Annotated in this window: 11 protein-coding genes; 1 reads left to right on the top strand and 10 read right to left on the bottom strand. The window is 50.7% G+C overall.

Annotated features, from left to right (window positions below; all coding sequences use genetic code 11):
- The first annotated feature begins 67 nt into the window (after window positions 1-67).
- The gene (locus AT746_RS05185; protein ID WP_062477396.1) at window positions 68-667 is read left to right on the top strand and encodes a Yip1 family protein; all 600 of its coding nucleotides are present in this window, start codon (window positions 68-70) and stop codon (window positions 665-667) included.
- A 511-nt stretch (window positions 668-1,178) separates the two neighbouring features.
- On the opposite strand, the gene purF is transcribed toward AT746_RS05185, so the two are convergent.
- The 10 genes from purF to AT746_RS05135 form a co-directional block, all read right to left on the bottom strand.
- Window positions 1,179-2,693, bottom strand: coding sequence for an amidophosphoribosyltransferase (purF, locus tag AT746_RS05180; protein ID WP_062477395.1), 1,515 nt, complete (start codon window positions 2,691-2,693; stop codon window positions 1,179-1,181).
- A 16-nt stretch (window positions 2,694-2,709) separates the two neighbouring features.
- Entirely contained in the window at window positions 2,710-3,216 is a 507-nt protein-coding gene (locus AT746_RS05175; RefSeq protein WP_062477393.1) for a CvpA family protein, read from the bottom strand.
- A gap of 106 nt (window positions 3,217-3,322) precedes the next feature.
- Window positions 3,323-3,967, bottom strand: a complete 645-nt coding sequence (locus AT746_RS05170) for an SPOR domain-containing protein (protein WP_062477391.1) — start codon at window positions 3,965-3,967, stop codon at window positions 3,323-3,325.
- Window positions 3,957-5,210: a bifunctional tetrahydrofolate synthase/dihydrofolate synthase gene (folC, locus tag AT746_RS05165; protein ID WP_062477389.1), complete on the bottom strand. Its 1,254-nt coding sequence runs from the start codon at window positions 5,208-5,210 to the stop codon at window positions 3,957-3,959. The genes AT746_RS05170 and folC overlap by 11 nt, the downstream gene beginning before the upstream one ends.
- Window positions 5,211-5,212: 2 nt before the next feature.
- Complete coding sequence (gene accD / locus AT746_RS05160) at window positions 5,213-6,064, bottom strand: acetyl-CoA carboxylase, carboxyltransferase subunit beta (protein ID WP_062477387.1); 852 nt, start codon at window positions 6,062-6,064, stop codon at window positions 5,213-5,215.
- Between the two features lie 120 nt (window positions 6,065-6,184).
- Window positions 6,185-6,979, bottom strand: coding sequence for a tRNA pseudouridine(38-40) synthase TruA (gene truA / locus AT746_RS05155; RefSeq protein WP_062477384.1), 795 nt, complete (start codon window positions 6,977-6,979; stop codon window positions 6,185-6,187).
- 314 nt (window positions 6,980-7,293) lie between these two features.
- The gene (locus AT746_RS05150; protein WP_197414331.1) at window positions 7,294-10,026 is read right to left on the bottom strand and encodes a FimV/HubP family polar landmark protein; all 2,733 of its coding nucleotides are present in this window, start codon (window positions 10,024-10,026) and stop codon (window positions 7,294-7,296) included.
- Between the two features lie 612 nt (window positions 10,027-10,638).
- Complete coding sequence (locus AT746_RS05145) at window positions 10,639-11,655, bottom strand: aspartate-semialdehyde dehydrogenase (protein WP_062483979.1); 1,017 nt, start codon at window positions 11,653-11,655, stop codon at window positions 10,639-10,641.
- 13 nt (window positions 11,656-11,668) lie between these two features.
- Window positions 11,669-12,799, bottom strand: a complete 1,131-nt coding sequence (locus AT746_RS05140; RefSeq protein ID WP_062477378.1) for a 4-phosphoerythronate dehydrogenase — start codon at window positions 12,797-12,799, stop codon at window positions 11,669-11,671.
- Between the two features lie 122 nt (window positions 12,800-12,921).
- The gene (locus AT746_RS05135) at window positions 12,922-14,220 is read right to left on the bottom strand and encodes a DEAD/DEAH box helicase (RefSeq protein WP_062483977.1); all 1,299 of its coding nucleotides are present in this window, start codon (window positions 14,218-14,220) and stop codon (window positions 12,922-12,924) included.
- Between the last annotated feature and the right edge of the window lie 343 nt (window positions 14,221-14,563).

Below are 14,563 nucleotides of genomic sequence, written 5' to 3'. Positions count from 1 at the left end.
ATCTTATTAACCTTGTGCCGATGCACAAGCCAAATAGAAAAAGCTGTCTGCGCTAAGAGAGGTACTTATGATACTCAACCACCTGTGGGGCCTGTATGCCCACCCAAAAGAAGAATGGCAGGATATTGAAAAGCGCCATGAGAGCCTGTCTCATAGCCTGACACATATTCTGATTATTGCTCTGATCCCGTCATTAACCAGCTACTACTCTGCAGCTCATCTGGGGTGGAGTATCGGTGTTGGCGATTTGATCAAGCTGACCCACGAAAGTGCCATGATGATGAGCATCGCCATGTATTTTGCCCTGATTGCCGGGGTTGTGGCGTTGGCCTATCTGATTCAGTGGATGGCCACCACCTTTGATGCCAAACCGACTTTCACCCAGTCACTGGAGCTGGCGGCGTACACGGCCACTCCACTGTTTATGGTGGGTTTTGCTGCATTGTATCCGGTGCTGTGGTTTGTGATGCTGGTAGGTCTGGCAGGCCTGACTTACTCTGTTTATCTGCTTTATTCAGGTACGCCTATTATTATGCACATACCCGAAGAAAAAGGCTTTATTTACGCCAGCTCGGTGGTTACCTGTGGATTGGTGCTGCTGGTGGTGATTATGGCCGCCTCAGTGATTCTCTGGAGTATGGGATTAGGCCCTGAATATATGGCCTGATAACGGTCAACATCATACTGAAAAGGCCAGTCTCAGACTGGCCTTTTTGTTGCCTTTCGTGTGGTTCGAGGTAAAGAGCCTTCACCGCAGAGCCGCAAAGAACGCGGAGAATACAAGCCGTAAAACCTCTGCGTCCTCTGCGACTCGGCGGTAAACAGCTTTTACTCCGGACTATCCCTGTCCTGCGCCCTTCGGGCCGCCATTAAACTGCTGGCGTTAAAAATCGCTCCTGGCGATTTTTTCGTGTGGTTCGTGGTAAAAGGCCTTCAAACACTAAATTCACGAACAAATAATGATCTCTCGCAGAGACGCAGGGGAAATGATTAGTGATAAATGCTGAATTATGAATAAAAAGCTATTCACTGTCGGCCCTTAGCGCCCATTCCGCATTTCTCTGCGTCTTTGCGCCTCCGCGAGATCCCTAACGAATTATGATCCTGATTTTCATCAGGATGACGGCGTTTCTTTCGTGTTTTTCGTGCCTTTCGTGGTGAAATGCTCTTTTTAGTGTTTAGTCCGAGTCCAGATTATGCATTTCCAGATTACATAGTTCCATCTGTGGGATCTGCTTGGCATTATCACTGCGTAACATATCCAGCCGGTTCAGGTACTCCTGATCCACATCGCCGGTAATGTAAATGCCATCAAAAACTGAGGTTTCAAAGCGGGTAATCTGCGGATTCTCTTCTCTGACAGCCTCCACCAGATCTTCAATATCCTGAAAGATCAGACCATCGGCTTTAATCAGCTCGCAGATCTCATCAATTTCCCGGCCATAAGCAATCAGCTCATTGGCCGAAGGCATGTCGATGCCATAGACATTGGGAAAGCGGATCTCCGGAGCGGCAGAGGCAAAATACACCCGTTTGGCGCCAGACTCTCTGGCCATGGTGATAATCTGCTCAGAGGTCGTACCGCGCACAATAGAGTCATCCACCAGCAACACATTCTTGCCGGCAAATTCGGAAGAAATGGCGTTGAGTTTACGTCGCACAGACTTTCTGCGCTGAGTCTGCCCCGGCATAATAAAGGTACGGCCGATATAGCGATTTTTAACAAATCCCTGACGATATGGCAGGTTCAGCTCCTGAGCAATCTGCAGGGCGATATCATTCGAGGTTTCCGGGATGGGGATCACCACATCAATATCCAGATCGGCCCACTCCCGGGCAATTTTCTGTCCTAGCTTGCGGCCCATATTGACCCGTGAAGCGTACACGGAGATACCGTCTATAAAGGAATCGGGACGGGAAAAATAGACAAACTCAAAGATACAGGGTGAGTGAGAAGGATTATCAACGCATTGGCGGGTGTGCAGTTGACCATCCTCCGTCACATAAATGGCTTCACCCGGCGCCACATCACGCACAAAGCTGAAACCCACCACATCCAGGGCCACACTCTCTGAGGCCACCATATACTCGTCACCAAGCTCCGTCTGACGCTTACCCAGTGCCAGCGGACGGATACCGTTAGGGTCGCGAAATGCCACCATACCGTTGCCGATGATGGCCGCCACCACCGCATAGGCTCCCTTGATTTTCTTATGTACCCGACTGACCGCCTGAAAGACATCGTCAGGTTGCAGCGTCAGACCTGCGATGGACTGCAGTTCATGAGCGAAAATATTCAACAGCAACTCGGAATCCGATGTGGTGTTAATATGCCGGCGGGCGATGCGAAACACTTCATCAGCAAGCTCATGGGCATTGGTCAGGTTACCATTATGAGCAAAGGCGATACCAAAGGGCGAATTGACATAAAACGGCTGCGCTTCAGCGGAGCTTGAAGTGCCCGCTGTGGGGTAACGGGCATGACCAATACCAAAATTACCGGTTAGCCGCTGCATATGGCGACTGTGGAAAACGTCGCGCACCAGGCCGTTGGCCTTGCGCAAATGAAACATACCGTTGTCTACGGTGACAATGCCGGCGGCGTCCTGTCCTCTATGTTGTAAAACGGTCAAACCATCATACAAAGCCTGATTTACCGGGCCTTTACCTACGATACCAAGGATACCACACATGCAAATTACCTATCAGTTAAAGAGCCTTTGCGGACTCTTCAGAGTTTAAAAAACTGGAATGGTTCTGCAGATATTCGAAGAACCATTCGATCACGACCCTGAACTCCGGGATCAACAGGGAGCGCTGCCACCATGCCGAGTCCGGAAATGCCGTGAAGGCGTCCATAAAAAACAGCAGTGCACTGACAATCAGTGCCCCACGTAATAATCCGAATACCGCACCAAGGGCCCTGTCCGTGCCCGACAAGCCAGTATACTCAACCATCTGCCCGACGATATAATTGAGCAGGCCCCCCAATATCAGGGTTACTACAAAGAGAATGGCGATAGCCACCGCGCTGCGGATCATAGGGTCGGAAAAATTGGTCAGATGAGCGGCCAGATCAAGATAAAACTGACTGGCGATAAAAAAGGCCGCAAACCAAACGGCGAGCGAAATGGCCTCTTTGACAAAGCCCCTGACCAGACTGATCAGGGTAGACAGGGCGATAATGCCGAGAATGCAGTAGTCGATCCAATTCATGCCGTATTTCGATTGAAAATTGCCGGGCGCATTCTAACAAAAGGTTGCAGGAAAATCTCAATTATCCGCAGTCGCTAATAAGCCTTCTTTATTACACTGAAATTATTCACTCTACAGAGTAAGCCGTCACTTTACCCTGCAGTCCGGTAAGCTTATTCAAATCCGCCACTCTCTGTTCCAGTGCTTCTTTTTGCAGGTCGGGACCGACAAAAACTTTAGTCAGTGTACCGGAACTGGTCTGGACTTTACGCTTAAAGGCCCGATATCCACCTTCTTCCAGCTTACTCATCAGCTCCGCCACATTTTTCTCATGACGAAAACTGCCAAGCTGTATAACCCATCCACTCTGTTCCGCCGCTGCTGTATCTTCTACCGGATAGTCACCCTGCCTGGGTTCGCTGTTATTGACGTTATTCTCCGGGGGCGCTACCGCTGTTTGCTGTTCCGGTTCTGTTGTAACTGGCTCACCGGCAGACTGAGGATCATCCACCGCCACATCATCAACAATCTCCACTTTCCGGCTGACACGATCCGCTACCTGCTGGCGAGGAAAAGAGCCTGGCTCTTCGATCTCAATTGCAGAGGGTCTTTTGGGCAACTCCACAAACCTATCCTTGTGAGACACTTTTTCACCATCAAAAATATCCGGCAGGAAAATTACCGCCAGCGCCACCAGGATCACCGTGCCAACCAGCCGGTTCTGAAAGGCTGAACCGCCCCGTTGTGTGTTTTTTTCCTCATTATCGGCCATTGTCCGACTCCATTACTTCAGCCAGGGTCAGAAAAGACCCGAATACCAGTATCACATCATCTTCAGCGGCATTCTCGCAGGCCCGCTGATAGGCTGACTGTACATTATTATATGTAAACACATTGTCCTGCCCGGGAAGATAACTGGCAAGTGTTCCAGCCGTGGCAGCACGGGGGCCAGGTAAATCAGCCAGATACCAGATGGGTTTGAAGGGTATCAGTAATTCAAAGCAGCCCCTGATATCTTTATCCTTAAGCATGCCCACCACCAAATGCAGACGTTGCCAGTTGCGCCCTTTGAGTTGCTCACACAAATACTTCACCGCCTGAGGATTATGAGCCACATCCACCAGCACATCAGGTTTGCTTGCGAGTAACTGGCAGCGCCCGGGTACACTTACCTGTCGTAATAATCCGGGGACATCAATCTTATCCAGCAGCCCTGTCAACTCAAGCACTTTGAGTGCGGTAGCAGCATTGGCTGGCGGAATGGCGGGTAAAGGTCCCGTCTTCTCCAAGCCGGAGCCGGAACGCCAGGTAAATTGCTGACCACCAATCTGATAACTAAACTCCCGGCCCTGCCAGAACGCACTGGCGGCATTCGTTGCAACGGCATTAACCACAGATTGGGGTGGCTGTGGTTCTCCGATAACAGCCAGACAACCCTGACGCAATATACCGGACTTCTCAGCACCAATTTGTTCTGTGTCTGTGCCCAGATAATCCTGATGATCCAATCCAATGGTCGTTATCACCGCAATTCCGGCATCCACAATATTAACCGCATCCAGTCGCCCGCCCAGACCCACTTCAAGAATCACATAGTCCGGCTGGCTTTGAGCGATCAGCACCAGTGCCGCCAGCGTACCAAACTCAAAGTAGGTCAGGCTGATATCGCCTCTGGCCTGCTCAACAAGAGCAAAAGCCTGACAGTGAGACTGCTCAGACAGCATAGTATTATTGATTCTGACCCGTTCACGGTAATCGAGCAGGTGCGGGGAGCTGTATACGGCTGTGGATTTTCCTGCCAGCATTAGCCCCTGCTCAATCATCGCACAGGTAGTACCTTTACCATTAGTACCGGCCACTGTGATGATTTGACTGTGACTGAAATCCAGGCATAAGCGTTCAAATACCATGCGTACCCGCTCGAGCCCCATATCAATGGAGGAAGGGTGTATGGACTCAAGATAAGACAGCCAGCCACTGAGATCCTGCGGCTGGCCGGTCAGAGGCTGGTTCATGTTCAGTGGTGCTGGTGATGCAGTTTGCTTAATACGCTATAAAGTTTATCCCGCAACTGACGGCGATCGACGATCATATCGATGGCACCTTTCTCGAGCAGGAATTCACTACGCTGAAAGCCCGGCGGCAGAGTTTCGCGAACCGTCTGCTCGATCACCCTGGGACCGGCAAAACCGATCAGGGCCTTTGGCTCGGCAACATTCACATCCCCCAGCATAGCCAGACTCGCCGACACACCACCCATGGTAGGGTCGGTCAGCACAGAAATATAAGGCAGTCCCTTCTCACTCAATCTGGCCAGGGCCGCGCTGGTTTTTGCCATCTGCATCAAAGACAACAGCGCTTCCTGCATCCGGGCACCGCCACTGGTAGAAAAACAGACCAGTGGCATATTATTCTCAATACAGCATTCAACGGCTTTGACAAAGCGGGCACCCACTACCGAAGCCATAGAGCCGCCCATAAAGGCAAATTCAAAGGCCGCTACAACCACCGGCATGCCATTGAGTTTTCCTCTGACCACCACCAGTGCATCTTTTTCATTGGTGCTCTTCTGCGCCGCACTGATCCTGTCTTTATATTTCTTGGAGTCTTTAAACTTGAGTATATCCTGAGGTTCCAGTTCGGCCCCCAGTTCCTGACGCTCGCCCTGATCGAGAAAACTGTTGATACGGGCACGGGCGGTGATACGCATGTGATTGTCGCACTTAGGACAGACTTCCAGCTGTCGCTCCAGCTCCTGACGATAAAGCGTCGCACCACACTGATTACATTGGGTCCAGACACCCTCCGGCACATTCGCTTTTCCGGATGACGACTGGGTACGAGGTAGTATTTTCTGAATCCAGCTCATGGAGACCCTTCAAATGCTTTAAAGAATTAAATTTAGCACTGATTACACGGCGGCTGAAATTGCACGCCAAATTGGCGCCATTAAAGCATAAATCCGCCGTAAACCGAAAAAAAACTGGTCTTAGCAGCTTTCCTCCTGCAGGAACAATGGCCCGGCCGATGATTCCGGCAGCCCGAATTCCACCGGATAGGTGACCTCTGTCAGGTATAAACCATTGGGTTTGGCTGTTGCCGCTGCCTTTTCCCTGTCTTTACCCTCTAATAATTCCTGCATCCAGTCAATCGGCTGGCGACCGCTGCCAATATCCAGCAGCGAGCCGGTGATATTGCGTACCATATGATGCAAAAAAGCATTGGCCTTGATTTCCAACACCACATAATCACCCTGCCGCCACAGCCGCAGATGACTGATATGGCGAAACGGCGATTTGGATTGACAAATCGCCGCCCTGAATGCGCTGAAATCATGCTCACCAAGTAAACAATTTGCCGCCTGCTGCATTCTGTCAACATCCAGTGGCCGGTGATAATGGGTTACCCCCTGACGCAGAATGCCGGGGCGATAGGCATGATTATAGATAATATAGCGATAGCGTCTGGCAGTAGCAGAAAAGCGGGCATGGAAATCGTCATCTACCTGTTGTGCCCATTTCACCGCAATGCTATCCGGCAAATTGGCATTCATGCCCATGGTCCAGGCCCGCATCGGCCGCTCGGCCTGCACATCAAAATGTACCACCTGACCGGTGGCGTGCACGCCGGCATCGGTGCGACCGGCACACTGTAATTCAATGGTTTCATCGGCGATCCGGCTCAGGGCCGTTTCCAGCTCCTGCTGAACACTGTTGACTTCACGTTGCCGCTGCCAGCCATAATAGCCGGAACCGTCGTATTCGACCCCTAAGGCAATGCGCATGCTGCTCTGCTTTGATATTCAATTTGCGTGGGATTATACCCAAAGCAGAATAGGATGCGAGAGGCCTCTATTAAAGATTCACCACGGAGGCACAGAGGGAGTGATGGAATTATGAATAAAAAAGCCTTCACCGCAGAGCCGCAAAGAACGCGGAGAATACAAGCCGTAAAACCTCTGCGTCTTCTGCGAGATAGAATTTAATTTTGATGCCATAATTCACCGTAAAGACGCTGAGTAGCTCTTCTCTTTGCCCTCTGTGTCTCAGTGGTGAATAATTCTTTTTCTGCTTTTACTGCGGTTGGCAGTGAAGATAATTACAGCAGTTTATCCAGTATGGCTTTGGCTTCTTCCTGTTGTTCCCCATCGCCTTTCTCCACCACCTGCTGCAACAATTCGATGGCGGATTCATTGTCTTCCATTTCCAGATAAGCCCGGGCCAGATCCAGTTTAGCGCCCATGCCATTGTCGTTATCAACATCCATCAACTCTTCATCTTTATCACCACCGGCATAGCTGCCCAGTGCCGTATCAAGATTTATTGGTTTTTCTTCACTGTCATCCTCTTCTGCCTCCACGCTCTCATTTAACAGCGCGTCGATGTCCAGAAAATCATCTTCAGTATCAGCAAGAGGTTCCGGCGCTTCCGGCTCAGCCAGTTGCTCATTGAGCAGGGTTTCAATATCAAGATCCGACTCCTGATCCTCGTCCTGCTCCATGGACTCGAGCATTTCATCAAAATCAGAAGATTCAAGTTCATCCAGCAGTTCGTGATCCGAATTCGCTTCCTTGTCCTGCTTGCCCTGTTCATGGCTTTGAAGCCAGTCACCGAGATCGGGTAATTCGTTAAGCTCTTTCTCCAGCTCGTCATCAACCTGTGATTCTTTTTGCTCAGTACGCTCAGACTCACTCTGCGAGGCCTCAGTATCAGTCACCTCATCATCGGTATCAGGCTCATCCTTATTCTGCTCTAAGACCTGGTCAAGCTCTTCAAACTCATCAGAAGCATCATCAGCCAGATTCTGTTCATTCTGCTCAAATTCGGCTTCGAGCATTGCATCCAGTTCCTGTTGCGAAGCCTCATCATCTTCGTCAGCCTTATCTTCAGTGTCCTGTTGCTCTGTTGTATCCGCCTGCGCTGTATCAGGCGCTTCCCCATCGGTCACTGCTTCTTCAGCAGCTTCATCCTCTACAGATTGTGAAGCCGCGGCTTCCTGATCATCCGGTTCAGCATCTTGTTCCGATGTGCCAGTTTCATCCTGCTGTTCAACAGTATCCTCTGGCTGCTCATCACTACCCCCGGTAGCCAGCTCTTCAAGTAATTCATCTGACAACTCGTCCTGCGCATCAGCCTCAGGAGACTCATCTTCTGCCGCCTCTTCTCCTAATTCTTCGAGTAACTCATCGGAAATAGTGTCCTGAAGGTCAGCCTGCTCCTCAGATTCATCCCCTTCATCTGACAGCTCTTCAAGCAGTTCATCAGAAAGCTCGTCCTGCATGGTGTCAGCCTGTTCCAGCTCACCCAGCAGATCATCAGTCAGTTCATCCAACTGCTGATTTTTAGTGGTAATTTCCTGATCCAGTTCGCCGATCAGCTCATCGCTGAGCTGCTCTGATTTTTCCAGCTTTTCGACAAAATCATCGGACTCATCATCGGATTCCTGAGTATCTTTGGATACCGGTTCATCCAGTAATTCATCAATACTGATTTCCGGCTTTTCATCTTCGGTGCTGTCCGCATCTGCACCTGTATCGGCGTCGGCAGAGAGGTCGTCTTCATCCGGCTCTTCCAGTTGCTCAAAATCATCTGCAACCTCGTCTTCCGTCTCTGGCTCAGCGGTTTGTTCGTCCTCATCATCCAGCTCAGACAAGTCGATGGCCTCATCGTCGTTGTCTTCGGCAAATAAATCATCAAGGTCGTCCTGTTCCTGAGAGCTTTGTTCATCTTCCTCACGCTCTGGCTGTTCTTCCTCTTCCTTATCTTCTGGCACCAACATCTCGTCGGCAAGATCGTCGAAATTCTCCAGCTCATCTTCCAGCGCCGCATCCAGAGACTCTTCTAATTCATCAGTAAGGACATCATCGAGTAATTCCTCACCGAACAGGTCGTCATCATCCTGATCCGGCTCATCGAAATCATCGGACATCTCTTCGGTCAGCGCATCGGACAGATCATCCATCTGATTGTCTTCAGCAACAGCAGCCGGTGCCTCGCTCTTGTTAACTGGGGCGGGTTCTGAGGCCGGCTCTGACTGACGGCGTCTGAGCCACATAAACAGACCGCCAAGCAGCAACAGTGAAGGGATAATACCGGCGGCTATCTTCAGTGCCGGATGCTGATACCAGGCCTTTTGTTGCTCTTTAGCCTGTTGCTGTTCGGATCTGGCCAGTAATTCGTTCTGCAGCGCCAGTAACTGGCCCATTTGCTGCTGAATCTCACCTTCCTGACCAATACGATTACGCAGTTCTTCAATGTCTTCATTGACCGCATCCAGACGGCCATAAACCCGTTCATTGTCATCCAACAAGGCTTGTACGGATTCAATTGAGGCAGAAATTTGCCGCCTCAATTGCTCAAATTCGTTACGGTTTTGCCTGTCAAGGTTCTGAAGTTGTGCCTCCAGTGCCTGACGAGCTGCGGATAGATCCTCTGTACTGGCAACCTGCTTGGCGGGTTTTATATTGACTGTCTGCCCCTCTGCCCCGCGGGCCTCCCGCCAGCGTTGTTCATCCTCTTCTGCTCGACGTTGTGCCTCATCCGCATCGATGCGGGCAATGTACGCTTCGCTCGGAAGTCTGAGCACAGAGCCATCGATCATCAGATTCAGGTTTTGCTGTTCAAAGGCGTCCGGATTGAGTTCATAGATGGCGGCCATGACCTGGTAGATACTCAGATCATTATTCTGGCGATAACGGCGGGCGATGCTCCAGAGGGTATCACTGGACTCGATGGGCCCATACTCGACCCCGGAATACTGGCGATCGGAATGTTTCGGTCCTTTAATCTGAACCTGCTGAAAATCAGAAGCCCACAGAACAGTTGACGACAAGTAACATGCCAAACCTACTATCAGCAATTGTCGCATTCTCATAGTTGTCCTTGTCGCCCCGAAAAAGAAAAATAAACCTGGGTTCAGGCTTCTCAGTTATATATTTTTATAAGTAAACCGGCACTCAGCACATCGCTTACGCAATTCTGTCATTGCTTTGGCTATCTCACAGAACCCAGCAAATAGCGTTCCAACAGGAACTATAAACCAGATGGTTTAGCTGATCCATAAAGCCAAGGGTATTGATTACTTAAAATTTCATTACATATCACATATCGGCAACAATGAGTTTTCATTAAACCTCACCCATATCAGGAAACGCCCGGAGCATTTCAGAACAGCTTCAGTTGGTCCGCACAGCGGGTGAGCTACATGGACGTTGCGCACACTAAAACGCCGGGAGCGTTTCAGGACAGCTTTAGCTGGCCTGAAAGGCATTGGGCAGGGATGCCCAATGCAAAAGTAACTGGCACACCAGGGACGGTGTGTCATACCTGCAGGGACAGCCAAACTATCTGCTTTACTGGAGAGTTTGAAGATATATAAAAATGCCAGTCAGCTTAACTGACTGGCATTACGGCATCTGCCGGGCTTAGTACGAAATAGTCCTGATTACATATAATCGCGGATCAGCACTTCTGCTATCTGGATACTGTTGGTGGCCGCACCTTTACGGACATTGTCCGACACGACCCACAAATTGATGCCATTGGGATGTGACAGATCCTGACGAACCCTGCCCACAAATACCTCATCCTTACCACTGGCATTACCCACCTGAGTCGGGAAATCAGCTGGGTCACGCATCAATACCACCCCCGGCGCATTTTCCAGCAGGTTTTTCACTTCTTCAATATCAATCGGCTGACGGGTTTCCAGATGAATTGCTTCACCATGGCCGTAAAACACCGGTACCCTTACTGCAGTAGCGTTAACACGAATGCCCTCATCACCCATGATTTTCTGGGTTTCCCAGTGCATTTTCATTTCTTCTTTAGTGTAATCATTCTCCAGAAACACATCGATCTGTGGGATCGCGTTAAAGGCAATCTGACGACTAAAGGCGCTGGGCTTAATTTCCTTTGAGCTGAGCAAATCGGCGGTCTGCCTGGCAAGCTCTTCCATCGCCGTCTTGCCGGCTCCGGATACCGACTGATAGGTGGACACATTAATGCGATCTATACCCACCGCATCCTGAATGGGTTTAAGCGCCACCAGCATCTGAATCGTCGAGCAGTTAGGGTTAGCGATAATATTGCGATTACGAAAATCCGCCAGGGCATGGGCGTTCACCTCAGGCACCACCAGCGGGATATCCGGCTCATAGCGATACTGGGAGGTATTATCGATGACCACACAACCAGCCTCTGCCGCCAGAGGTGCATATTTAGCCGAGACACTGCCCCCTGCAGAGAAAAAGCCAAGCTGTACCTGTGACCAGTCAAAGTTCTCGGCATCCTCTACCTGCACATCTTTGCCCTTAAAGCTCACCGTACCACCGGCAGACCGCGCACTGGCCAGAGGATAAAGTTTATTGATCGGAAAATCTCTTTGCTCAAGAATTTCAATCATATGTTGGCCAACCAGGCCTGTGGCACCTAAAACGGCAACATCAAAAGCACGGGACATGCGGGTCATTCTCCTATGAGGTGTAAACAGAAAATCCGAGGCCTAAGATTGCCTCTGTCATCGCTGAATTTCCAGTGCTAACTGCAGCACAAGCAAATTCTCTTCTTATAGCATAGTGCTTGCGGATATATTCAAACTGCCCGGGCGTGGTAACCCGAGCCCGAAAGTCCGCATCATCCCGGCGAATATCATAAATCGCAAAGACCAGTTCACCCAGTGCTTGTTGTGAGGGCAGAGAACGCTGAAGTGCCAGTTCACTGACATCGGGTTTTGGCAGAAAATCCGCCAGTTTATGCACCACAGGCTTATTAAGCAGCCCGGCCAGATGCTGATAGAGTATTTCGGTACCACGGGCCTTCCCCTCAAGGGTATGGCCGGCAATATGGGCTGTGCCCAGCTGAGTGTAGGGCACCAGCTCAGCACAAATATCCGGCTCATTTTCCCATACATCCATTACCAGCAGCGGCTGAGAGCCTGCACGACACAGGTCAAGCAAGGCCTGATTGTCCACCACTTCACCACGACAGGCATTGATCAGCAGTTGTTGCTGATCGAGGCTCGCCAGCAGAGTGCCATCAAACAGATGGCGTGTCGGGTAAGGACCGGTTTCTATTAGCGGCACATGCAAGCTGATGATGTCGCAGGCCATGATGTCGGGCATATCCACAAAGGCACGCCGGTCACCGGACTCAGCCAGTGGCGGGTCACAAAGCAGATAATCCACACCCAGTGCCTCTAATTTTTGGCTCAGCGCTGTACCCACCTGCCCTGCGCCGACTATGCCAACTCGCTTTTCGCTCAGTTGCCAGTTAAATTTTTGCGCCTGGGCGAACAAGGCACTGATCACATACTCAGCCACCGCCTGGGCATTGCAACCCGGTGCTGCTGACCAGGGGATGCGGCGGTGATCGAGATAATCCGTGCCCAGATGATTAAAACCGGCGGTGCCGGTGCCCACAAACTGCAGTTTTTCACATTTGCCAATCAGGGACTGATTGACTGTAGTAGTGGAACGCACCAGCAGAACATCGGCATCCTGAATGTCTTCAGGTTTAACGGAGCGGCCGCTGAAAAGGCACACTTCACCCCAGTCACAGAAAAACTCTGTGGCATAGAGCAGGCTGTCTTCGCAGTATATTTTCATTTCGTTGGCAGTAACACAATGAGGGGCGCTATTCTGCCTTATCCGAAAGACACAGGCAAAGCAGTTTAGAATGGATATTGCCGGGCGTGTTGCCCGGCAAAGTGTTACTGATTTACGTTAATTCAGGCGGTGGCGCCGCGGCTTTGCCTGGAAGGATTGCGGCTACGGCCGTTACCGGCATAAGCACCATTGCCATTACCGTTACCACTTCTGGCCCTTCCTGCTGGTCTGTTGCGCCCCTGATTTGTGCGCGGCCGGCTGACCTCTGGCTCAGGTTTGGCATTCGGATCAGGTTCAAAACCGGCGATAACCTCTCTGGGCAACTGACGTTTAAGCAAACGTTCAATATCCCGAATCAATTTATTCTCGTCGATACTTAACAAGGAAACCGCCTTACCCTCATTACCCGCACGACCTGTACGACCAATGCGATGTACATAATCTTCCGGAACATTAGGCAGTTCATAGTTGACCACATGAGGCAGATGATCGATATCCAGCCCCCTGGCGGCGATATCGGTGGCCACCAGCACGCGCACTTTACCGGATTTAAAATCGGCCAGCGCGCGGGTGCGGGCACCCTGGCTCTTGTTGCCGTGAATAGCCGCTGAGCTCAGACCATCTTTATCCAGTTGCTGCGCCAGGCGATTGGCACCATGTTTAGTACGGGTAAATACCAGTACCTGCTGCCAGTTTTCAGAACCAATCAGGTAAGAGAGCAGCTTGCGCTTGTTACTCTTATCAACCGGGTGAATGATCTGCTCGACGGTTTCTGATGCCGTATTCCGGCGGGCCACTTCGATCAGTACCGGGTTGTTCAGCAGACCATCGGCCAGGCGCTTGATTTCGTCGGAAAATGTCGCCGAAAATAACAGGTTCTGACGGGCTTTGGGTAATAATGCCAGCACCTTTTTAATGTCATGGATAAAGCCCATATCGAGCATACGATCCGCTTCATCCAGTACCAGAATTTCCACCTTCGACAGATCCAGGGTTTTCTGGCCCACATGATCCAGCAATCGCCCCGGTGTTGCCACCAGAATATCCACACCCCGGCGCAGTGCCGAGATTTGCGGGTTGATACTGACACCGCCAAAGATCACTGCACTTTTCAGCGGCAGGTTCTTACCATAAGCACGCACGCTTTCGCTCACCTGCGCCGCCAGTTCACGGGTAGGAGTTAGCACCAGCGCCCGCACCGGGCGCTTGCCGTCTTTGGGCGTTGTTTCGCCGAGGCGTTGCAGCAGCGGCAGAGTAAAACCGGCGGTTTTACCGGTGCCGGTTTGCGCGCCCGCCAATACATCGCTGCCTTTGAGAATTTCGGGAATGGCCTTGGCCTGAATAGGGGTAGGCTGAGTGTAACCCTGCTGGGAAACGGCACGCAAAAGTTCAGCCGAAAGGCCGAGTTCGTTAAATAACATAAAGATAGTGTCCTTGACCTGCCTGTTCATGTCTGTGACATGGATACGGTCCGAGGCAGGAGATTCAGATGTCTGCGGGAAAGATTCACAAGACAGGAGTGCCGACCGAAGGGCACCAAAATGAGCGCGCACTCTAACAGTAAAACCCCTCGCTGTCTATATAATGTCGGCAGGACCGGGCAATAAGACTCAATCCGTGAACTAACCTGTCAGCACTTTTTCGATAAGTGTTTATTGACTCAGTCATAAAGTACGAAATTTACCCTACAAAAGGTTTCTTGTGTCTGCTAACCTTTCACCTTGTTAAATATATGATAATAATATTTTATTAAATTAACATTTG

This window comes from Lacimicrobium alkaliphilum (genome assembly GCF_001466725.1).
GTDB classification, from domain to species: Bacteria; Pseudomonadota; Gammaproteobacteria; order Enterobacterales; family Alteromonadaceae; genus Lacimicrobium; species Lacimicrobium alkaliphilum_B.
This window is presented reverse-complemented; position numbering and strand designations above follow the sequence as displayed.

Excerpts from the sequence above, each read along its gene's own strand:
- AT746_RS05175 (WP_062477393.1), bottom strand. The coding sequence starts at position 3,216 with ATGAATTGGATCGACTACTGCATTCTCGGCATTATCGCCCTGTCTACC.
- AT746_RS05140 (WP_062477378.1), bottom strand. The coding sequence starts at position 12,799 with ATGAAAATATACTGCGAAGACAGCCTGCTCTATGCCACAGAGTTTTTC.
- truA (WP_062477384.1), bottom strand. The coding sequence starts at position 6,979 with ATGCGCATTGCCTTAGGGGTCGAATACGACGGTTCCGGCTATTATGGC.
- AT746_RS05185 (WP_062477396.1), top strand. The coding sequence starts at position 68 with ATGATACTCAACCACCTGTGGGGCCTGTATGCCCACCCAAAAGAAGAA.
- AT746_RS05135 (WP_062483977.1), bottom strand. The coding sequence starts at position 14,220 with ATGTTATTTAACGAACTCGGCCTTTCGGCTGAACTTTTGCGTGCCGTT.
- purF (WP_062477395.1), bottom strand. The coding sequence starts at position 2,693 with ATGTGTGGTATCCTTGGTATCGTAGGTAAAGGCCCGGTAAATCAGGCT.
- folC (WP_062477389.1), bottom strand. The coding sequence starts at position 5,210 with ATGAACCAGCCTCTGACCGGCCAGCCGCAGGATCTCAGTGGCTGGCTG.
- AT746_RS05170 (WP_062477391.1), bottom strand. The coding sequence starts at position 3,967 with ATGGCCGATAATGAGGAAAAAAACACACAACGGGGCGGTTCAGCCTTT.
- AT746_RS05145 (WP_062483979.1), bottom strand. The coding sequence starts at position 11,655 with ATGTCCCGTGCTTTTGATGTTGCCGTTTTAGGTGCCACAGGCCTGGTT.
- accD (WP_062477387.1), bottom strand. The coding sequence starts at position 6,064 with ATGAGCTGGATTCAGAAAATACTACCTCGTACCCAGTCGTCATCCGGA.